The following is a 19,888-nucleotide window of genomic DNA, read 5'->3' as shown; positions in this document are numbered from 1 at the left end:
TCGCGCGAGAATTCGGGCTGCCCGATCCAGCTGCCCCAGACGCCACCGAGACCGATGACCGCCCTGCCCGCTTCCTCCGCCCCCAACCTTCCCCCCATCAATGCCGAGCGCCTGTGGCGCCGCGTGGAGACCCTGTCCACCTTCACCCTGCCCGACGTGCCGTGGACGCGCCGCGCCTTCTCCCCTGAATTCGACCAGGCCCGCGCCTGGCTGCGCGGGCAGTTCGAGGCTGCGGGCATGCAGGTCCATCTGGATGAGGGCGGCAACCTGGTAGGCCGCCTGCCGGCTGCCCCAGGCCCGGTGCAACGCGCCCCCATCTCCACCGGATCGCACTGCGACACCGTGATGATGGGCGGGCGCTTCGACGGCATCATCGGCGTGCTGGCCGGCATCGAGGTCGCGCACTGCCTGCACGAAAACGGCATCGCCCTGCAGCACCCGTTCGAGGTGATCGACTTCCTGTCCGAAGAACCCAGCGACTACGGCATCTCCTGCATAGGCAGCCGCGCGCTGTCGGGCAAGCTGGACGCCGCCATGCTGGCCGCCCGCAACCCGCAAGGCGAAACCCTGGCCGAAGGCATGCGCCGCATCGGCGCGCGGCCCGAGGCGCTGGACCGCCCGCTGCGCAGCGCCGGCGGCACAGCCGCCTTCGTGGAACTGCACATAGAGCAGGGCCCGGTGCTGGAGCAGCGCGGCCTGCCGATTGGCGTGGTGACGAACATCGTGGGCATACGCCGCGTGAGCTTCACCGTGCGCGGCCAGGCCGACCACGCAGGCACCACGCCCATGGACATCCGCCAGGACGCGCTGGTGGGCGCGGCGCGCATCATCGATGCGGCCAACCGCAAGGCCGCCGCGCTCAATGGCCAACCCCACTATGTGGTGGCCACCGTGGGCCGGCTATCGCTCACGCCCAATGCCTCCAACGCCGTGCCCGGCCTGGTCGAGATGATGATGGAAGTGCGCAGCGACCACGCCGGCGTGCTGGAGAGCTTCCCCGAGGAACTGCTGGCCGAAGTCCTGCCCGGCCTGGCCGCCTTGCGCGTGCGTGCCGAGATGGCCGACGTGAGCCGCTCCCAGCCCACGGACTGCGCTGGCCTGGTCATGCAGGGCGTGGAGCAGGCCTGCGCAAACCTGGGCTACGCCCACATGCGCATGCCCAGCGGCGCCGGCCATGACGCCGTCTACATGGCGCCCACCGGACCCATGGGCATGATCTTCATCCCCTGCCTCCACGGCCGCAGCCACGCGCCCGAGGAGTGGATAGAACCCGCCCAGCTGCTGGACGGCACCAGGGTGCTGTACGAGACGGTGCGCGTGCTGGACAGGCAGTTGGCGCAGGGCTGAGCGCCTGGCCTGCGGCCAGGGACCAAGGCGGCATAAAATAGCCCGCTTCCCTCTGGAGCAGGCACAAGCTGCTCCTTGGTGGAAGCCCCTGTGGCACAGATTGCGGAAATCCGCCCAAATAGCGGGTTTCCCAATGCAAGATGGCGGAACCACCCTCCCCGATCATCGACAACCCACCGCGTGGGCGGCCCGGCACTGCCGGTCCGCTGCGAGAGGGTTGCACCGCCCCATCAGACCCTGGAGTTTCTTCTTTCATGTTCCGCCAACTGATCACCTGCACCGCCGTGGCCGCCGCCATGGGCCTGAGCTTTTCCGCAGCCGCCCAAGGTGCGGCTGCCGACTATCCGAACAAGCCCGTGCGCATGATCGTGCCCTTCCCGCCCGGCGGCGGCACCGACATCCTCGCGCGCGTGGTGTCCAACAAGCTCACCGAAGTCAGCAAGTGGACCGTGGTGCCCGACAACCGCGCGGGCGCAGGCGGCACCATCGGCATCACCGAGGCCGCCAAGGCAGCGCCCACGGGCTACGACATGGTCATGGGCCAGAAGGACAACGTGGTCCTGGGCCCCTACCTCTACAAGAACCTGCCCTGGAACCCCGTCAAGGACCTGGTACCCGTGGCCCACGTGGCCTACACGCCCATCGTGATCGCCACCAGCGTGAACTCGCCCTACAAGACCCTGGCCGACATCGTGGCCGCTGCCAAGCAGCACCCGGGCAAGGTGACCTACGGCTCGCCGGGCAATGGCACCAGCATCCACATCTCGGGCGTGCTGCTGGAGAAGGCCGCAGGCATCCAGCTGGTGCACGTGCCCTACAAGGGCTCCAATCCGGCCCTGATGGATGCGCTGGCCGGCAACGTGGACCTGCTGGTGTCCTCCGTGCCCTCGGCCATCGGCCAGATCAAGGCCGGCAAGCTGCGCGCCATCGCCGTGACCTCGGCCAAGCGCTCGTCCTCGCTGCCCGACACGCCCACGCTGGCCGAAGCGGGCCTCAAGGGCTTTGACGTGAGCACCTGGTACGGCCTGTTCATGCCCAAGGGCACGCCCACGGCCATCGTGACCAAGGTCAACGCCGAAGTGAACAAGCTGCTGGCCATGCCCGAAGTGCGCGACGCCATCCAGACCCAGGGCGCCGAGCCCCAGTCCATGAGCGTGGCCGACTTCGACAAGATGTTCCAGGCCGACTTCAAGCAGTCCAAGCAGATCGTCGAGTCCTCGGGCGCCAAGATCGAGTGACATGCCTGCGGTGCCAGGGCTGCATGCCCGGCACCGCCTGCAATGGCCAACGCCGCATTTCATTGATGCAGATCAGGCTGATCTGCATCAAGGAGCTATGTGACAGTCCCGTGAATACTTCTCTGGAAATCACCGAATTCCTGGAGAACGTCATGGCATTGCTGGTCTGGGTCCCCGAGCTGGACACCGGGATTGCAGAAATCGACCGGCAGCATCGCCGCATCGTCGATTACATCAACAAGCTCTACGAGCTGCGCTCGTCGCCCGACCGCGAGGCCCTGGGCGATGTCATCGGCGAGATGATCGACTACACCGTCTCGCACTTCGTGTTCGAGGAAAGCCTGATCGAGAGCGCCGGCTACATGTTCGCCGGCCCGCACAAGAAGGTGCACGAGCTGTTCACGCGCCGCGTGATCGAGATGCAGACCCGCTTCGATGCGGGCGAGGACGTGGCCGCCGAGCTGCACGGCATGCTCTCGCGCTGGCTGTTCAACCACATCCGCAACGAAGACACCGGCTACGTGGACTCGGCCAAGGCGTATCTGCGCATGGCGCGCGAGTCCAGTCCTGCCGCCGAGAAGGAAAGGCTCAAGAACGAAGTGCTGCAGGAGCTGGAACTGCAGCGCAAGAAAAAGGGCTGGCTGGCACGGCTGCTCAATCGCTGATCGCCCTCTCCCCCTGCAGCGCACCAACAAAAACGGCTCCCGAGGGAGCCGTTGACGTTTCACCCGGCGAAGGGCCGAGCGGCCCGGTGATTACTCGCGCACCACCAGCACCGGCACGCGCACGGCGCCCAGCACGCGCTGGGTCACGCTGCCCAGCATCAGCTTTTCCAGGCCACGGCGGCCTTGCGAGCCCATGATGATCAGGTCGGCGCCCGTGCTCTCGAGCACGCGCACGATGCCTTCGTGCACCGCATGGCCTTCGCCGACCACGGTGGTGGCGGTGATGCCGGCCTCGTCGGTGATCTTCTTGACGGCGTCCAGCGTGGTGTTGGCCTCGGCCGTGGCCGCGCTCAGGTACTGCGACTGGCCGTAGGCGAAGTCGGCGCCCACGCCCGTGAACGGATAGGGGTCCACCACGTAGACCGCCGTCAGCGTGCTGCCAAAGGCCTTGGCCAGCTCCACGCCCTTGTGAACCGCCAGCATCGAGCTGTTGGAGCCGTCCACGGGAACCAGGATGTGCTTGAACATGCGTTTTCTCCTTTGTGCTTGGCCGCCGTCAACAATCGGGGGCGGCCGGGTCGATGAACCAAAGTGTGCGCCCATCATGCGCCAGCGTCTTGAGCTGCATCAATCCTTGCGGCGACGCGTCAGCTCCGAGCCCTGGAAACCCTGGCGGCGATAGGTCAGCACCAGGGTATCGCGCACGCCGCCCGGCTGCTCTGGCTGGATGGGCGTGGTCTCATGGATCATGCGGGCATCGTCCAGCAGCATCACCGACCAGGGCTCGGTCAGCGTGAAGCGCTGGCCGCTGGGGCCCGTGGCCTCGAAGATGCGTGTCTCGCCGCCCTTCACGCCCTCGCGCCCGACCAGGATCACGGCCACCAGGTCCACGCCGTCGCGGTGCGCGCCTTCGGGCGTGGGCCGGCCAATGCCGTCCGTGGTGTCGATGCGGAACTGGTGGGACTCGATGAACCAGCGCTCGTGCTGCACATCATCACCCTGGGCGCAGAACACCTGGTCGGACAGGCCCGCCAGCGCCAGCAGCAGCCGGCTCCAGGTGGCGCTTTGCGCCGTGGCGTCGCGCATGGGATCGAACATGCGCAGCATGCCGCCATGCAGGGCGTTGTATTCCACCGGCTGCCAGTGCGCGCGGTGCTCCACCTGCTGCAGCCCGTCCTCCCCGGCGATGAAGCAGGAATGGCGGCGGCGCCGGTAGCGCCCGCCGTCCTTCAGAAAGGCATCTGGCGGCAGCTGGGCCCAGTCGGCATCGAGCGCATGCAGCTCGGTCAATGACACGCCTGCCCAGGCCGCGAATTCATCGGGGCGCAGCACCGCATAGCCTGCGTCGCGCAGCGACTGCGCTGCATTCTGGGGGGCGATATAGGGAGGGGGAAACGTGATGTGCGCCATAACCCGACAAGCTTACTCCTCGCCCGCACCCGTCCGGGCGAGGCGGGCTGCAAATTTGCGCAATGCTGTGGCGACAGACGCGCATCAATGCGGGCGCAGCCTCGGCGGCGCGCGGGGCCTCACACCGGTTCTCACACCAGCGGCAGCCCCACATAGTTCTCCGCCAGCGAGGTCGAGCCTGCGCGGGAGTTGACGATGTAGTCCAGTTCCGCCTCCTGCACCTTGGTGTCGAAGCCGCCTGCATCGGGGAAGCGGTGCATGAGCGAGGTCATCCACCACGAAAAACGCTCGGCCTTCCAGACGCGGCGCAGGCATTGCTCGGAGTAGCCGTCGATGCCTTCGGGCGCCTTGTCGCGGTAGTACTGCGCGAAGGCGCTGGACAGGTAGCCCACGTCCGAGGCGGCCAGGTTCAGGCCCTTGGCGCCTGTGGGCGGCACGATGTGGGCCGCGTCGCCGGCAAGGAACAGGCGGCCGAAGCGCATGGGCTCGGTCACGAAGCTGCGCAGCGGGGCAATGCTCTTTTCCAGCGAGGGGCCGGTCACCAGGCGCTCGCGGGCCTCGGGGTCCAGGCGCAGGCGCAGTTCGTTCCAGAAGGCCTCGTCGCTCCAGTCCTCGACCTTTTCGGTCAGCGGCACCTGCAGGTAGTAGCGGCTGCGCGTGGCGCTGCGCTGGCTGCACAGTGCGAATCCGCGCTCGGTCTGGGCGTAGATCAGTTCGTGCGAGACGGGCGGCGTGTCCGACAGCAGGCCCAGCCAGCCAAAGGGGTAGACCTTCTCGAAGGTGCGCACCTTGTCCTGGGGCACGCTGGCGCGGCAGATGCCATGAAAGCCGTCGCAGCCGGCGATGAAGTCGCATTGCAGCTCATGGACCTGGCCGTCCTTCTCATAGCGCACGACGGGGCTGTCGCCATCGAAGCCCACGGGCTGCACGTTGCTGGCCTCGTAGACCGTGGTCAGGCCCTCGGCGGCACGCACTTCCATCAGGTCGCGCGTGACCTCGGTCTGGCCGTAGACCATGACGCGCTTGCCGCCGGTCAGGCCGTGCAGGTCGATGCGGTGGCGCTGGCCGCCGAACAGCAGTTCGATGCCGTCGTGCGGCAGGCCTTCTGCGCGCATGCGGGCGTCGGCACCGGCCTGCTCCAGCAGGTCCACCGTGACCTGTTCGAGCACGCCGGCACGGATGCGGCCCAGCACGTAGCCGGCGCTGCGCTGCTCGATGATGACGTTGTCTATGCCTGCGCGGTACAGCAGCTGGCCGAGAAGCAGGCCGGCAGGGCCTGCACCGATGATGGCGACTTGGGTGCGCATTGATTTGTCTCCGTTGCGTTGTTCGATGTCATGGCCGGTTCATGCCATGGCCTGCGCCCAAGATTAGTTTTGAGGCAGCGCAAAGACGAGGGGCTGCAGCACGCGTTGCGCGGTGATCGCGCAATCTGCGCGACAATCGCGCACTACCTGCATGCCCGCCCTCCCCGCCCATGAACCAGCCCTTTCCCATCGACCCGGATGACTTCATCGCCGGCCTGGCCAAGGGCCTGGCCGTGCTGGAGAGCTTCGACACCGAGCGCCAGCGCCTGAACGCCACCATGGCGGCCGAGCGCTCTGGCATCACGCGCACGGCCGCGCGCCGCCATCTGCTGACCTTGACGCACTTGGGTTATCTGGAGACGGACGGCAGCCATTTCTGGCTGGCGCCCAAGGTGCTGCGGCTGTCGGGCAGCTACCTGGCCTCGGCGCGGCTGCCGCGCATCGTCCAGCCCGTGCTCTACCGGCTGGCGGCGCAGACCCAGCTGTCGTTTTCCTGCGTGGTGCGCGATGGCCACGAGGTGGTCATCGTGGCGCGCAGCGCCCTGCACGAGCGCGGCCAGCGCCTCATGGCCCACGGCCTGCACCTGGGCAGCCGCCTGCCCGCCCATGCCACCTCCACGGGCCGCGTGCTGCTGGCCGCCCTGCCTGCGGCCGAGCTCAGGCAATGGCTGGCATCGCACGATCTGCGGCGCCTGACCGCCCACACGGTGACGGACAGCGCCGCGCTGGAAGGCGTGCTGGACGAAGTGCGCCGACAGGACTTCTGCCTGGCCCTGGAAGAGCATGAGCTGGCCGTGCAGGCCCTGGCCGTGCCGCTGCGCAACATGGAGGGCCGCACGGTGGCCGCGCTCAACATCGTGACCTCGCCCCAGCGCATGGCGCCCGCCGACATGGCGGCCGAGCTGCTGCCGCTGCTGCAGGAGGCGGCGCGGGAGCTGCGGCCGCTGCTCTGAGGCCTGCTGGCCTGCGACCTGCCGCCGTCGCTGCAACCGCTCAGAGCGGCGCGCACACCAGCCGGCTCAGTTCGCGCAGGGCCAGCGAGGTCTTGCGGATCAGCGGCGTGGCCTTTTTCTTGGCCGACTGCGCCAGGCACAACGTGCTCACCACATGGGGCGACTCGATGGGAATGCCCACCAGCTCGGCATCGGTCAGGTGGCTGCGCATGGCGCTGTCGGTCAGCGCGGCGTAGCCGTAGCCGCCGCGCACCAGGTCCAGGATGGCCGGCACGCTGGACACTTCCCAGACCACGTTGAGCTTGACCTGGGACAGCGTGGCCTGCGCTTCCATCAGCTTGCGGAAGATCTGGCCGTGCTGCGGCATGATCAATGGAAACTGAGACAGCTCGTCAAAGCGCACGCCGCTGCGCCCGCCCAGGGTGCGCGCCGGGCCGATCAGGCACAGGCGTTCTTCCAGCACGGGCGTGACCTCGATGTGCGGATGCGGCTCGGGCGTATAGACCAGGCCCAGGTCCATGCGGCCCGAGGTCAGCCATTCGGCGATGTTCATGGAAAAGCCCTCGACCACGGCCAGGCGGGCCTTGGGCATGTCCTTGCTGAACAGGTCGATCAGCGGCAGCGTCAGGCGCCGCGCCAGGCTGGGCGGCAGGCCCACCACGATGCGGCCCACGGGCTCGTCGCGCTGGCTGCCCAGATCCTCCTTGGCCAGCGCCACACGCTGCATGATGGCGTGGCCGTGCTCCAGCAGGCGGCGGCCCGCGTCGGTCAGCGTCACGCCGCGGCCGGTGCGGATCAGCAGGGTTTCGCGCAGCTCGGTCTCCAGCGCCCGCACTTGGCGGCTCAGTGCGGGCTGGGCCGTCTCCAGCAGCACGGCCGCCTTGCTGAAGCTGCCGGTCTCGGCCACATGCACAAAGGTCTCTATCTGCTGCAAATTCATGTTCTATCGTCTCCTCACTTATGCCATTTTGCTATAGCTGCTAGCGGCGGCGATGGCTAGGTGCTTTGCGGCGAACTGACACAATGCGGCGACTGGATCATCCAGCCGCTCCCGCAAGAGAGCGTAAAAAACAAGAGCGGCCCGTGCATTCCCGGCATAGGGCCAAGCCACCCAGCAAGCCCAACAGCGACTCGGAGACAAACCATGAAAGACAGCGCCTTCAGCATCAATCGCCGCCAGGCGGGCCTCGCCCTTGGCGCCCTGGCCCTGGGCGCGCTGGCGCCAGCGCGTGCCCAGTCGGGTGCCGCCGCCAACTGGCCCACCAAGCAGGTGCGCATCATCAACCCCTTCCCCGTGGGCGGCGGGCCGGACGGCACTTCGCGCCTCGTGGCCGACAAGCTGGCGCGCCTGTGGAACCAGCCCGTCATCGTGGAAAACCGCCCCGGCGGCAACGGCTTCATCGCCATCGAGGCCTTCAAGCGCGGCGCCACCGACGGCACGGACATCATCCAGCTGGACAACGTCCACCTGGCCGCCTATCCCCACCTGTTCAAGAAGCTGCCCTACAACATCGACAAGGACTTCGAGGTCGTCCTGCCGCTGTTTCGCACCTTCTTCTTCGTCTGCGTGCCGGTCAACAGCCCCTACAAGACCGTGGCCGATCTGATTGCCGACGCCAAGGCGCGCCCCGGCAAGCTCAACTACGGCTCGTGGTCCGTGGGCAACCCGGTGCACCTGGGCTCGGCCCTGCTGGAGTCGCTGACGGGCACCAAGATGGAACACGTCATCTACAAGGAAACCAGCCAGCTGTACACCAGCGTGGCCACGGGCGAGCTGGCCTTTGCGCTGGGCTCCTCGGGCACGGCCGGCCCGCTGATGCGTTCGGGCAAGCTGCGCTTCCTGGCCGTGCTGGCACCCCACCGCCTCAAGGGCTATGAAGACGTGCCCACCGTGGCCGAGTCCGGCGGCCCGGCCGACGCCGTGGTCACCGGCTGGAATGCCTTTGCCGTCTCCAAGTCCACGCCGCCCGCCGTGGTCGAGAAGATCCGCCAGGACACCATGAAAGTCCTGCGCGAGCCCGACATCCAGCCCAAGTTCCAGACCTTCGGCTATGAGAACTACTTCCCCACGAACGAAGAGTTCAAGGCATTCATCGTCGAAGAGAACAAGCGCTTTGGCGACGTGATCCGCCGCGCCAAGATCGAGCTGTAAGCCACAGCAGGCCGCAGACGCAAAAAAGCCGCCGTGCCGAAAGGCCGGCGGCTTTGCTTCATGTCGCCGTCAGCGCGACAGCCCGCGCGCCGCAATCGTCCACAGCGCGTGCACCACGCCGTCCTGCAGCACCACCAGCTCGTCGTGCAGGTTGAATGTCGGGTCCACGTGCGAGGGCAGCAGCTGCAGCACGCTGCCCAGGGCCGGCGCCTGGGCGCCCGGCTCCACGCGCACCACGCTGTGCTCGTCGTTGATGGCCACGCAGCGCAGGCCGGGCGTGCCGTACATGGCAGGCGGCCCGCATTCGGCCGAGGTGGACTTCAGGCCCACGTCAAGGATGACGCGGTCCGGCGCGGGCGTGCTCATCACCGTGGACAGCAGGAACAGGCTGCTGCGAAAGGCCAGCGCCCCGTCCCACTCGTTGGCGCCGTAGTCACCATCCATGAAGGCATAGGAGCCCGGCTGCAGCTCGGTGTAGACGCCGCTGGCCGCGTCGAACTCCACGCTGCCCGTGCCGCCACCCGTGATGGTGTCGCAGGCCATGCCGTTGTCGCGCAGCAGTTGCGCGCATGCCGCCGCCTGGCGCGCCGCCTCCCGACAGACCTGCGCACGCTCTTCGCGGCTGCGCCGGTGCTGCACCGCGCCGTGGTAGGCCTGCAGGCCCGCGAAATTCACGCCCGGCAGGTCATGCGCCTGCCGCGCCAGGGCCAGCACGGCCTCGGCACCCGTGACGCCGCAGCGGCCCTGGCCCACATCCACCTCCACCAGCACGTCGATCTCCACGCCCGCCTGCGACATGGTCTCGGACAACTGCACCAGGTTGGCCGCGTTGTCCACGCACACGGCCATGCGCGCCGTGCGCGCCAGCCGGGCCAGCAGCGCGTGCTTGGCGGGTCCCACCACCTCGTTGCTGATCAGGATGTCGCGCACGCCGGCCGCCACAAAGGGCACGGCCTCGCTCACCTTCTGGCAGCAGATGCCGCGCGCGCCCAGCGCCAGCTGGCGCAGCGCGATCTGCGGGCACTTGTGCGCCTTGGCATGCGGGCGCAGCGCCACGCCGTGGCGGTCGGCCCAGTCCTGCATGGTGCGCAGGTTGGCGTCGAAGACGGTCAGGTCCAGCGCCAGGCTGGGTGTATCGACCCGGTCGAGCGGATCGCCGGGCCGTGCGGCAGGCTCCATTGCCAGGCCGCTGGAGTCATCGTGCAGGGGCATGGGGCTGTGCCTCATTCCTGCGGGGGCGCGTATTGGGCGATGACCTCGGCCTCGGTCATGGTCGGCGTCTGGTTGGCGAAGTCGTAGTAGCCGGGCTTCTTGTCGATGTAGATCTGCGTGGCCAGCTCGAAGTCCTGCGACTCGAAGGCCCCGGCCGGCACAAAGTACTCGCCCGTGGCGTGCAGCCGGTAGTACAGGTGCGTGCCGCACTGCCTGCAGAAAGCGCGCTCGGCCCATTCGGAGGATGCATAGGTGCCGATGTTCTCGCCGCCCTCGAACTTCACATCGGGCCCGCAATGCACGGTCAACATGGGGCCGCCGCCCCAGCGCCGGCAGTATCCACAGTGACAGGCCCCGATTTCCCGGGCCTGGGGAGAGACAAAGCTGACTGCGCCGCAAAGACAGTGACCGTTCATGGTGCGTGGACCTTTCCGTGGGTTGCAAGTAGCTGTGATTATTCACAGGTGCCGCGCATCATAGGCGATGGCGCAGCACCTGCAAACCGCGGCGCCCTACACTGCGCGCCATGCAGCTTTTTCACTTCAGCGAAGACGGAGATATCCGGCAATTCCAGCCCCGCCCGGTCCTGAAGGCGGCACCCCGCCGCCCGGGGCAGGAGTGGCTCAACGGCCCCCTGGTGTGGGCCATCGCCCAGACGCATCAGCGGCTGTACCTGTTTCCGCGCGAATGCCCGCGCATCGTCATATGGCCGCACGAGCACAGCACCAGCGAAGACAGGGCCCAATGGCTGAACGCCCTGCCAGATGGAGCGCTGGCCGTGGCCTATGTGGAGACTGCCTGGGCCGCGCGCCTGCAAGCGGCCCGGATACACCGGTACGAGCTGCCAGCCGATACGTTCGAAAGCCTGGAGGACGCCGGCATGTACGTCAGCCGGCAGGCCGTGCAGCCCCTGCGCCGGGACCTGCTGGTCGATCTGCCGCAAGCGCTAGCGGAATGCGGCACCGAGCTGCGCATCGTCGATTCGCTGCAGCCGCTGCGCGGCGTTTGGGACAGCTCGCTGCATGCCAGCGGCATACGGCTGCGCAATGCGGCCAGCTGGGCCTGAGCGCACTTGCATTCAAAGACCAACGCCTCTTTCCAACATGCCCCGCAATGACAACCGCCTCAAGGTCCTCTTCGTCTGCAGCCGCAACCAGTGGCGCAGTCCCACGGCCGAGCAGGTCTGGCGCAGGCACCCTGCCTTGCAGGTGCGCTCGGGCGGCACCAGTGCGGGCGCCCGCCACCACGTGTCGGCCGACGATGTGGCCTGGGCCGAGGTGATTCTCGTGATGGAGGAAAGGCACCAGACCCGCCTCAAGGCCGATTTCGGCCGGCTGCTGGCGCAAAAGCGCGTGCATGTGCTCGATATCCCTGACGAGTACCGCTACATGGACCCCGAGCTGGTGGACATGCTGCAGACCGCCGTCAGCGCACTACTGCAACTGGACTGAGCACCGGACGCCACGGCGACGGCAACCATAGGCAAGCACGTAGGCAAAAACAGTCAATTGCATTCGGACGTACGCTATAGTAACGAACGGTATCAAAAGCACGGTCTGCCGTATGACAAATGGACGACTGGATACCCTCCAGGAGGACCCCCAACCGAGGCTGAAATGCACGATGCCATCACCAACCCCACGCAAGCTGCGGTGACCCCGGTGGCGCCAGCCCCCCTGGAAATACCCGATTACGAACTGCTGGAAACCTTGGGATCGGGTGGCTACGGCACCGTCTACCGCGCGCGCCACCGGCGCACGGGTGCATCGGTGGCCATCAAGGTCGTCAGGCTGCAGGAAGGCGGCCGCCAGGTGGAGCGCTTCCACCGCGAGACCATGCTGTGCGCGTCCCTGCACCATCCGCACATCGTCCAGTTGCTGGACAAGGGCGAGCAAGGCGACTGTGTCTACGGCGTCTTCGAGTATGTGCCCGGCGAGACCCTCAAAAGCCTGATCCGCCGCCAGGGCGTGCTGACGGCGGCCGAGGCCGGCCGCCTCATGGCCGAGGTGCTCGATGCGCTGGACTGCGCGCATGCCGCCGGCATCGTGCACCGCGACCTCAAGCCCGACAACGTGATGGTCACCTCCACGGGCGCCGTGCGGCACGCCATGGTGCTGGACTTCGGCATCGGCACCGTCATTCCGCAGTTTGCCGGCCCGCAGGTCTCGCAGCTCACCATGGGCGACGAGTGCCTGGGCACGCCCGCCTACAGCGCCCCCGAGCAGCTGCGCGGCGAGCCGCCCAGCGCCCGCACCGACCTGTATGCCTGGGGGCTGATGTTCCTCGAATGCCTGACGGGCACGCCCGCCGTGCAGGGCGCCTCGGTGGCCGAGATCGTGCACCGCCAGCTCAGCCCGCAGGAAGTGCAGCTGCCGCCGGCCATCTCCACCCACCCCATCGCCACCTTGCTGCGCAAGGCGCTCAAGAAGCGGCCCGCGGAGCGCAGCGACTCGGCGGCGGCCCTGCTCAGAGACCTCATGCGCGTGCGGCTGGACGATCTGGTGGGCCAGTTGCCCGCCGCCGCCCAGGTGCAGCAGGCAGACCTGACACGCACCGTGGCCACCACACGCGTGTTCTCCGAAGTGCGCCAGCTCACCGTGCTGTGCTGCAGCGTCTCCTTGTGGCCGGGCAGCGACACCCACGGCATGGACAGCGCGGCACGCACCGCAGGCCAGCCCTCGCAGGGGCTGAACATCGAAGACATCGAACTGCTGCAGCGCGAGGAACTCACGCTGTTCTCCGACGTTGCCACCCGGCGCGGAGGCATGCTGGCGGGCACGCTGGGCGACCGCATGCTGGTGCTCTTCGGCTACCCGCACACCAGCGACACCGATGCCCGCCAGGCCGGCATGACGGCGCAGGAGCTGCTGACGCTCAGCCGCAGCCGCGCGGCCGCCATCGAGCAGGTCCACGGACTGCACCTCGGAATCCGCATGGGCCTGCACACCGGCATGGCCGTGGTGGTCGGCGGCGAAGCACCCTCGGGCCATGCCGTCAACGTGGCCATGCGGCTGGAGGCCATCGCCGATGCGGGCACCCTGCTGGCCAGCGAAAGCAGCCATCGCCTGCTGGCCCGCCATGCGCGCTTCGAGAAAGCCGGCAGCCTGCGCCTGCCCGGCCAGCCCACGGGCATGCAGACCTATCGCCTGGAGCTGGAACAGCCCGCCGAGCCACTGCCAGGGCCTGTGTCCGATGCGGCCTTGCAGTGCATAGGCCGCGAACCCGAACTGCAGCGCCTGCACGACGCATGGGCGCGGGCCCGCGAAGCAGGGGGCAATGCGCTGTGGATTCGCGGCGAGCCGGGCATCGGCAAATCCTGCCTGGCCGACATGCTGCTCGTCCACGCCAGGACACAGGGCGCGAACACCGTGGTGCTGCAATGCCAGCCCGAGCACCGCAACACCGCGCTGACCCCTTTCCTGGGCCTGATACGGCAGCGGCTGGAGGCGGCCGATCCCCCGCAGGACCACCGCGAGCAGATGCGCGAAGCCCTGCGCGCCGCAGGCTGCGATGCCGAGGCCGCCCTGCCCATTCTGTGCGCCTGGCTCTCGCTGCCCCTGGGCGACTGCGAGCCCAGCCGCATCTCGGCCGTCATGCAAAGGGCGCTGCTGCTGCAGTCCACCGCGCAATGGCTGCTGCACATGTCCGAAGCCGAGCCCTTGCTGCTGGTCGTCGAGGACGTGCACTGGGCCGACCCCACCAGCATCGAACTGCTGGAGCAACTGGTAGCGCGCCTGCCCGGGCGGCGCGTGCTGCTGGTGCTCACGGCGCGTCCGCAGTGGCAACCGCCCGAAGGCCTGCAGGCCCAGTGCGTGGACGTACGGCGCCTGGAAGACGCGCAGGCCACCGAGCTGGCCCGCCAGACGCTGGCGCCGCGCAGACTCAGACCCGCCGTGATCCGCCACGTGGTGGAGCGCACCGACGGCGTGCCGCTGTTCATCCAGGAAATGGCGCGCATGCTGCTGGACGCCCACCTGGTGGAGCAGGACGGCGTCTGGGACTTTCGCCATGCCGGGCTGCCGGCCGCCATTCCGTTGACCCTGCGCGACTCGCTGGTCAGCCGCTTTGACCGCATCGGCCCGCTCAAGCCGCTGCTGCAACTGGCCGCCACCATGGGCCGGCACTTCGACTTCGGCCTGCTGTGCGCCTGCGTGGAACGCCCGCAAGGCGAGGTCGAGCAGGAACTGGCGCAGCTGGGCCAGGCCGGCCTGGTCATTGCCGATGAACGTGCGGGCGCCGGCGCCTTCATGTTCCGCCACGCGCTGATCCGCGATACGGCCTACGAATGCATGCTGGCATCGCAGCGCCGGCTGCTGCACCGCGACGTGGCCCTGGCCCTGATGCAGCACCAGCCCCAGCGCGTTGCCGCAGAACCCGCAGGCGTGGCCCAGCACTGGGCAGACGCGGGCGACCATGCCCAGGCCGTGGCGCTTGCGGTGCGGCAGTTGCGCATCACGCAGCTGCGCTCGCTCAACGATGAAACCATTGCCTACGCGCGCCACATCGACGACTGGCTGCACCAGCTCCAGGGCGTGGCCCAGCGCGAGGCGCGGCTGGACGTCAACAGCTACGTGACCCAGGCGCTGATGAACAAGCACGGCTGGGCCCATGCCCAGGTGGTGGAAAGCATCGCGCTGTCGCAGGAGCTGCTGGCCGGCCCCGGCGCCAACGCGGTGGCCGACTACAAGCAGGTGCAGCACCTGTGGATGCTGATCACCTACCACCACGTGGCCAGCAACCGCGAGGAAGTGCGCCAGCTCAGCCACCGCCTGCTGGAGCAGGCCGTGCGCCAGCAGGACACGGGCGTGCTGGTGGCCGCGCAGACCTACCTGGGCCTGGCCCACTACTCCGACGGCCGATTCGAGCAGGCCGAAGAAGCGCTGACCGACGCCATCACCCGCTACGACCCCGTGGCCCATGCCCACCATGCGGCCGAGTTCGGCTTCGACACGCGCGTCTGGGCCACCTGCGGGCGCGCCCTGGTGCGCTGGTTCGCCGGCTTCGACCAGGCCGCGCTGGCCGATGCGAACGACGCCGTGCGCCTGGCGCACGAGGTCTCGCACATCCCCTCCCTGAGCATGGCCCTGCTCTACCAGGCCCTGGTCCACCAGGCACGTGGCGACAAGGAAAGCGCCTTGGCCACCACGGGCGAGCTGCTGGACATCACGGCCCGCTACGGCCTGCCCGCGTTCTCGGGCTATGCGGACATCATCCGCTGCTGGGCGCTGGGTGACAGCGCAGGCAGCGCCAGCGCCGAGGGCATTGAGCGCGCCAGCGGCACGGCGCAGCTGCTCTGGGACATGGGCTGCCGCTACTGCCAGACCTACTACCGCTCCTTCGTCGCCGAAATGCTGGCGGCCAGCGGGCGCTGGGCCGAGGCCCTGGACAAGATCGACGAATGCCTGCGCCTGGCCGACGTGCTGGACGAGCGGCTGCACAGCAGCGAGCTGCACCTGAAGAAGGCCCGCTTCCTGCTGGCCATGGGCGCCGACCACGCAGCCGTGCAGGACAGTCTGGCCCAGGCGGCAGGGACTGCGCGCACCGCCGGCAAGTACCGCACCGAAACCGAGGCGCTGGCCCTGTCGCAGGCCCTGGCACCCGCCAGGCCGGACGTGGCCGCGCGCCTGAGTGAGCTGGCCGCATTGCGGCCTGAACTGTCCGTGCTCCTGTCAGGGCCCCTGCCCGGCCAGGCGCATTTTTCTTGAACCGAGGATGAAGTCACATGACCACCCAGCTGCAGAATACTGAACCGTTGCTCGCATTCCGCCTTGCCTATCTGCGGGCCATCGCCCGCTCCTGGCAGGATGACGCCTACCGCCGTGATCTGCTGGGGCAGCGCGACATCCAGCCCATGCTGCACCGCGACTTCAGCCTGCCGACCCAGTGGCCCCAGGTCGATGTGTCGCTGCGCCTGAGCGACGACCCCACCCAGCGAGCCGAATGGAAGCCCGTGCTCACGGCCGGCTGGATCGGTCCTGACGATGAATTCGTCATCGTCCTGCCCCAGGCGCCCCAGACCCATGCCTCCGAGGCGCTGGCCGCCTACTACCAGCTGTTCCCCAACTTCATGGGCATCAGCACCTCGTTCGAGGAACCGAGCAACGGCACGCTCAGGGCCGCCCTGCCCACGGGCCTGGGCATCCCCGGCGGCGGCCCGGACTCGCTGCTGGCCTTTGGCGGCGTGGTGCTGCGCGCCATCGCCCTGGCCTGGCAGTCGCCCGAGTTCCACGCAGAGCTGACACGTGACGATGGCAAGGACAAGGCCCCCGTGCTGAGCCAATGGCTGGGCTACAACAACCCGTTCAACTTCCAGGTGCGTTTCGAGACCGAGCAGGCCTTCACCTGGGATGCGGCACGCGGCGAATGGAACCTGCAGCGCGCAGACGGCACGGCCATCAAGAACGGCATCGTGCTGAACTACCCGGTGGCACCCGCCGAGCAGGACCTGTGGGCCATCGCCCTCACCTCCTACAACAACACCGGTGACGCCTACCCCTTCACCTGCTGATACGGCACCGGCGCAGCTGCAAGGGGCCACGGCCACCTTGCTGCTGACGCTGGCGGCACGTGCCCGGGCGGCAGGTCCGGCAGCTTCCTCGGAACTGCCGGACCTGCCGCCTTTTTCCGACCCCGAGGCGCGCCGCATTGCCGCCGCCCTGCCCCAGGCCAGCGAGGCCCATGCGGCCGACCCCGCCTTTGTACGCAGCGTGGTGCTGCGCTCGCAGCTGTTCGACCGGCTCACCACCGAATTTCTGACCGCCCATCCGTCCGGCCTGTGCATTGCGCTGGGTGCAGGCCTGTGCACGCGGCGCAACCGCCTGGCCCCCGAGGCCGGCACCGCACGCTGGCTGAACGTGGACCTGCCCGACGCCATCGCCCTGCGCGCGCAATACATTGCAGGCACTGAAGCCAACCTCGCCTGCTCCATCCTCGACACCTCCTGGCTGGACACCGCCGCCCTGCCCGGCAACCAGCCCGTTCTGGTGCTGCTGGAAGGCGTCTGCCCCTATCTTCCCCAGGCGGCGCTGGAGGCCATGCTGCAGCAGCTGGCCCAGCGCTTTGCCGCGCCCGGCAGCCCGCCGTGCACCGTCGTGCTCGACCATGTGCACCCGGCCCTTGCGCGGCTGCCCATGCAGGTGGGCGGAATGCGCCTGCCCGTCGTCTCGGGCTTTGCGGACGGCGCGCAGATAGAGCGCATCCACCCCGCCATCCGCATCAGCCTGCAAGAGCACCTGTATGCCCGCTTCTCGCAGCAGCACCAGCTGTTCGAGACCGCCTTCCACGCCACCACCGGCCAGCACCCCTATGCCGTCGTCCGCCTTGAACTCGGAGCACCGTCTCTTGCCTGAGCCCATGGCCCCGGACCTGTTCGCCCACGCCTTTCGCTGGCACGAGAAATTCCTGCCGCCCGTGCAGCAGGGCGACCGCCTTTTGCTGGCCAGCGAACGCGACACCCTGGCCCTGGGTTCTGCCGCCGTGCTGGCGCTGAACGCCCCGCTGCAGGCCGGCACCAGCCTCATGCAGCACTGCGCCACAGCGCCCGATGCGCCGCTTGCACAGATGCTGCACGCCCTGGGCGCCCTGCTGCGCCAGGGCCTGGTACAGCCGGTGCTGCACAGCGACTTGAACGGCCACGGTTATCTGCAACCGGATTTCTCGGCCCCGCCCGTGCGCCTGCAGGCATCGGAGCAGATCGACATCGTCATGCTGACTGCAGCGCTGGACAGCACAGCCGCCTGCCGCTGGGCTGCGGCCGTTGCCGGGGCCGTGGCCACGCAGGCACCCGCCCCCGCCCCCACCCCGCTCACCATCGTTTTCTGCGACGACTATCTGGACCCGCGCCTGGGCGCCATTGACGCCAACCAGCGTGCCGCAGGCCGGCCCTGGCTGCTGGTGCGGCCTGCGGGCGAGCAGACCATGGCGGGACCGCTTTTCAAACCCCAGGCAGCGGCCTGCTGGCATTGCCTCGCACACCGCTGGCAACGCAACCATCCCGCACGCGGCGGCAAGCACGGCCAGGCACAGGACAGCGGCCGCTGCCCTCCCGTGCGCGCCGGCGCCGACCTCATCGCCACGCGGCTGCAGGCCCTGCTGCCCACGGTGCAGCGCCTGCTGGCGCACACCGATGCGGCGCAAACCGTGTGGACGCTGGAGCCTGACCAGCCCCACCCGGTGGCCGCCCGCCCGCAATGCCCGCACTGCGGCACGCCAGGGCTGATGGCCCTGCGCCAGCGTGAACGCATTGCGCCAGTTCCCGGCACGCATGCCGCGCGCGCCGACGGCGGCTGGCGCAGCGTGCCGGCCGAGACCACGGTGCAGCGCCTGTCGCAGCACGTCAGCCCGCTGACCGGCGTGATTGCCCGGGTCACGCCGCTGACGGCCGAGACAGACGAAGCGCTCACCATCTACCGCAGCGAAATCTTCAGAACACCGGCCCCCGGCAGCACCAGCCTGCCCAGCTCCGGAACACAGCTGTGTCTGGGCAAGGGCCTGTCGGCCGTGCAGGCCCGCGCCAGCGCCATGTGCGAAGCGGTGGAACGCTACGCCGCCTTCCACCAGGGCGACGAAGCCGTGGTCATCGCCCCCGCCGCCGAGCTGGACGCGCCCTGCATCGCGCCCACGAAACTGGCCCGCTTCAGCGAGCGGCAAACCGCCGGCTTTGCCACCGACAGGCCGCCGCATGCCGTGGCCCCCAGCGCCGGCCAGGGCGAGCCCCTGTGGTGGGCTCCCGCCTGGTCCCTGACCGCCGATGCGCGCCGCTACCTGCCGCTGGCCTTTTGCCTGGCCCATGCGCCTGCACAAAGCCAGCACCACGTGGGCTGGACCTCCAACGGCTGCGCCGCAGGCAACACGCGGGAAGAGGCCATCCTCCAAGGCTTCATGGAACTGGTGGAACGCGACGCCGCCGCCATCTGGTGGTACGGCCAGATCCGCAGGCCCGCCATTGCGCTGCAAGGCATCGACCAGGCCACACGCCAGCGCCTGGACCGCAGTTGCGGCCCGCAATGGTCGTACTGGCTGTTGGACATCACGCATGACTTCGGCATACCCGTGGTCGTCTCCGTGGGCCGCCACGCCGACACCGGCCAATGGGCCGTGGGCTTTGGCTGCAGCCTGGACCGCGCCCTGGCCTGCGAACGCGCCCTCACCGAAATCAGCCAGCTGATCGCGGCCGGCAAAAGCTTTGCCGTGCCCGAGCCACTGCAGGCCTTCCTGCACCCTGCGGACAGCGCCGATGCGCCGCCGCAACAGCCTGCGCCACTGTCTGGGCACACGCCGGACACCGCGCCGCCAGACATTGCCCAGGCCATTGCGCGCTGCGTGGACATCGCACGCGGCCTGGGCCTGGAGACCATCGTCTACGACCATTCGCGCCCCGACATCCCTCTGCACACCGTCAAAGTCGTGATTCCCGGCCTGTGCCATATCTGGCCGGAACTGGGCAATCCACGGCTGCGCAACGTACCCGTGGCCCTGGGCTGGCGCAGCCGGCCGCTGCAGGAATCCGAACTGAATCCGCAGGCTCTGTACGTTTGACAAACTGAAACGCGCAGCGGGCATGTACTCTCTCAGCTTGGCAACAGGCTGCCGGCTCCGGGCCAAT

The 19,888-nt window shown here is 68.5% G+C and carries 17 protein-coding genes; 11 read left to right on the top strand and 6 right to left on the bottom strand.

The annotated features are described in order from the left end of the window. The first annotated feature begins 54 nt into the window (after positions 1-54). The 3 genes from LGR64_RS08750 (at position 55) to LGR64_RS08740 (ending at position 3,250) form a co-directional block, all read left to right on the top strand. The gene (locus tag LGR64_RS08750) at positions 55-1,347 is read left to right on the top strand and encodes a Zn-dependent hydrolase (protein ID WP_034394931.1); all 1,293 of its coding nucleotides are present in this window, start codon (positions 55-57) and stop codon (positions 1,345-1,347) included. A gap of 254 nt (positions 1,348-1,601) precedes the next feature. Continuing rightward, positions 1,602-2,585: a Bug family tripartite tricarboxylate transporter substrate binding protein gene (locus LGR64_RS08745; RefSeq protein WP_141831517.1), complete on the top strand. Its 984-nt coding sequence runs from the start codon at positions 1,602-1,604 to the stop codon at positions 2,583-2,585. 110 nt (positions 2,586-2,695) lie between these two features. Then, positions 2,696-3,250, top strand: coding sequence for a bacteriohemerythrin (locus LGR64_RS08740; protein ID WP_224986183.1), 555 nt, complete (start codon positions 2,696-2,698; stop codon positions 3,248-3,250). A 90-nt stretch (positions 3,251-3,340) separates the two neighbouring features. On the opposite strand, the gene LGR64_RS08735 is transcribed toward LGR64_RS08740, so the two are convergent. The 3 genes from LGR64_RS08735 to pobA form a co-directional block, all read right to left on the bottom strand. Further along, positions 3,341-3,778 carry a universal stress protein gene (locus LGR64_RS08735; protein ID WP_012206159.1) on the bottom strand — a complete coding sequence of 146 codons (438 nt, stop codon included), beginning with the start codon at positions 3,776-3,778 and terminating at the stop codon, positions 3,341-3,343. A 99-nt stretch (positions 3,779-3,877) separates the two neighbouring features. Next, positions 3,878-4,660: a 2OG-Fe dioxygenase family protein gene (locus LGR64_RS08730; protein ID WP_141831515.1), complete on the bottom strand. Its 783-nt coding sequence runs from the start codon at positions 4,658-4,660 to the stop codon at positions 3,878-3,880. 131 nt (positions 4,661-4,791) lie between these two features. Further along, positions 4,792-5,967 (bottom strand): 4-hydroxybenzoate 3-monooxygenase, encoded by a 1,176-nt coding sequence (gene pobA, locus LGR64_RS08725; RefSeq protein WP_141831513.1) that lies wholly within the window; start codon positions 5,965-5,967, stop codon positions 4,792-4,794. A 170-nt stretch (positions 5,968-6,137) separates the two neighbouring features. Here pobA and LGR64_RS08720 point away from each other — a divergent pair, with 170 nt between their 5' ends. Further along, positions 6,138-6,920, top strand: a complete 783-nt coding sequence (locus tag LGR64_RS08720) for an IclR family transcriptional regulator domain-containing protein (RefSeq protein WP_012206162.1) — start codon at positions 6,138-6,140, stop codon at positions 6,918-6,920. A gap of 40 nt (positions 6,921-6,960) precedes the next feature. On the opposite strand, the gene LGR64_RS08715 is transcribed toward LGR64_RS08720, so the two are convergent. Beyond that, positions 6,961-7,860, bottom strand: coding sequence for a LysR family transcriptional regulator (locus LGR64_RS08715; protein WP_012206163.1), 900 nt, complete (start codon positions 7,858-7,860; stop codon positions 6,961-6,963). A gap of 204 nt (positions 7,861-8,064) precedes the next feature. On the opposite strand from LGR64_RS08715, the gene LGR64_RS08710 reads away from it, so the two are divergent. Beyond that, a complete protein-coding gene (locus LGR64_RS08710; RefSeq protein ID WP_141831511.1) occupies positions 8,065-9,072 on the top strand; it encodes a Bug family tripartite tricarboxylate transporter substrate binding protein in 1,008 nt (335 codons plus the stop codon). A gap of 69 nt (positions 9,073-9,141) precedes the next feature. Here LGR64_RS08710 and LGR64_RS08705 read toward each other — a convergent pair whose 3' ends face one another. Then, positions 9,142-10,284, bottom strand: a complete 1,143-nt coding sequence (locus tag LGR64_RS08705; RefSeq protein ID WP_141831509.1) for a DSD1 family PLP-dependent enzyme — start codon at positions 10,282-10,284, stop codon at positions 9,142-9,144. 11 nt (positions 10,285-10,295) lie between these two features. Further along, positions 10,296-10,700: a GFA family protein gene (locus LGR64_RS08700; RefSeq protein WP_088164404.1), complete on the bottom strand. Its 405-nt coding sequence runs from the start codon at positions 10,698-10,700 to the stop codon at positions 10,296-10,298. Positions 10,701-10,810: 110 nt separating this feature from the next. Here LGR64_RS08700 and LGR64_RS08695 point away from each other — a divergent pair, with 110 nt between their 5' ends. From LGR64_RS08695 to LGR64_RS08670, 6 genes are all read left to right on the top strand, one after another. Further along, positions 10,811-11,350 (top strand): DUF6886 family protein, encoded by a 540-nt coding sequence (locus LGR64_RS08695; protein ID WP_141831507.1) that lies wholly within the window; start codon positions 10,811-10,813, stop codon positions 11,348-11,350. Between the two features lie 37 nt (positions 11,351-11,387). Further along, the gene (locus LGR64_RS08690; RefSeq protein ID WP_230355264.1) at positions 11,388-11,735 is read left to right on the top strand and encodes a low molecular weight protein tyrosine phosphatase family protein; all 348 of its coding nucleotides are present in this window, start codon (positions 11,388-11,390) and stop codon (positions 11,733-11,735) included. A 165-nt stretch (positions 11,736-11,900) separates the two neighbouring features. Next, a complete protein-coding gene (locus LGR64_RS08685) occupies positions 11,901-15,989 on the top strand; it encodes a TOMM system kinase/cyclase fusion protein (RefSeq protein WP_230355263.1) in 4,089 nt (1,362 codons plus the stop codon). A gap of 17 nt (positions 15,990-16,006) precedes the next feature. Further along, entirely contained in the window at positions 16,007-16,792 is a 786-nt protein-coding gene (locus LGR64_RS08680) for a BMA_0021/BMA_0022 family TOMM bacteriocin (RefSeq protein WP_034394953.1), read from the top strand. Beyond that, entirely contained in the window at positions 16,767-17,633 is an 867-nt protein-coding gene (locus LGR64_RS08675; RefSeq protein WP_230355262.1) for a class I SAM-dependent methyltransferase, read from the top strand. Before LGR64_RS08680 ends, LGR64_RS08675 begins: the two co-directional genes overlap by 26 nt. Then, positions 17,590-19,821: a TOMM precursor leader peptide-binding protein gene (locus LGR64_RS08670; protein WP_328511966.1), complete on the top strand. Its 2,232-nt coding sequence runs from the start codon at positions 17,590-17,592 to the stop codon at positions 19,819-19,821. Before LGR64_RS08675 ends, LGR64_RS08670 begins: the two co-directional genes overlap by 44 nt. The last annotated feature ends 67 nt before the right edge of the window (positions 19,822-19,888 follow it).

This window comes from Delftia sp. Lp-1, from assembly GCF_020523835.1.
In the GTDB taxonomy this organism is placed as follows: Bacteria; Pseudomonadota; Gammaproteobacteria; order Burkholderiales; family Burkholderiaceae_C; genus Comamonas; species Comamonas acidovorans.
Note: the sequence above shows the minus strand (reverse complement) of the source record. Positions and strands in the feature narration are given on the sequence as shown.

Excerpts from the sequence above, each read along its gene's own strand:
- LGR64_RS08705 (WP_141831509.1), bottom strand. The coding sequence starts at position 10,284 with ATGCCCCTGCACGATGACTCCAGCGGCCTGGCAATGGAGCCTGCCGCA.
- LGR64_RS08690 (WP_230355264.1), top strand. The coding sequence starts at position 11,388 with ATGCCCCGCAATGACAACCGCCTCAAGGTCCTCTTCGTCTGCAGCCGC.
- LGR64_RS08735 (WP_012206159.1), bottom strand. The coding sequence starts at position 3,778 with ATGTTCAAGCACATCCTGGTTCCCGTGGACGGCTCCAACAGCTCGATG.
- LGR64_RS08680 (WP_034394953.1), top strand. The coding sequence starts at position 16,007 with ATGACCACCCAGCTGCAGAATACTGAACCGTTGCTCGCATTCCGCCTT.
- LGR64_RS08670 (WP_328511966.1), top strand. The coding sequence starts at position 17,590 with ATGCCGTCGTCCGCCTTGAACTCGGAGCACCGTCTCTTGCCTGAGCCC.
- LGR64_RS08685 (WP_230355263.1), top strand. The coding sequence starts at position 11,901 with ATGCACGATGCCATCACCAACCCCACGCAAGCTGCGGTGACCCCGGTG.
- LGR64_RS08730 (WP_141831515.1), bottom strand. The coding sequence starts at position 4,660 with ATGGCGCACATCACGTTTCCCCCTCCCTATATCGCCCCCCAGAATGCA.
- LGR64_RS08715 (WP_012206163.1), bottom strand. The coding sequence starts at position 7,860 with ATGAATTTGCAGCAGATAGAGACCTTTGTGCATGTGGCCGAGACCGGC.
- LGR64_RS08720 (WP_012206162.1), top strand. The coding sequence starts at position 6,138 with ATGAACCAGCCCTTTCCCATCGACCCGGATGACTTCATCGCCGGCCTG.
- LGR64_RS08700 (WP_088164404.1), bottom strand. The coding sequence starts at position 10,700 with ATGAACGGTCACTGTCTTTGCGGCGCAGTCAGCTTTGTCTCTCCCCAG.
- pobA (WP_141831513.1), bottom strand. The coding sequence starts at position 5,967 with ATGCGCACCCAAGTCGCCATCATCGGTGCAGGCCCTGCCGGCCTGCTT.
- LGR64_RS08745 (WP_141831517.1), top strand. The coding sequence starts at position 1,602 with ATGTTCCGCCAACTGATCACCTGCACCGCCGTGGCCGCCGCCATGGGC.
- LGR64_RS08695 (WP_141831507.1), top strand. The coding sequence starts at position 10,811 with ATGCAGCTTTTTCACTTCAGCGAAGACGGAGATATCCGGCAATTCCAG.
- LGR64_RS08750 (WP_034394931.1), top strand. The coding sequence starts at position 55 with ATGACCGCCCTGCCCGCTTCCTCCGCCCCCAACCTTCCCCCCATCAAT.
- LGR64_RS08710 (WP_141831511.1), top strand. The coding sequence starts at position 8,065 with ATGAAAGACAGCGCCTTCAGCATCAATCGCCGCCAGGCGGGCCTCGCC.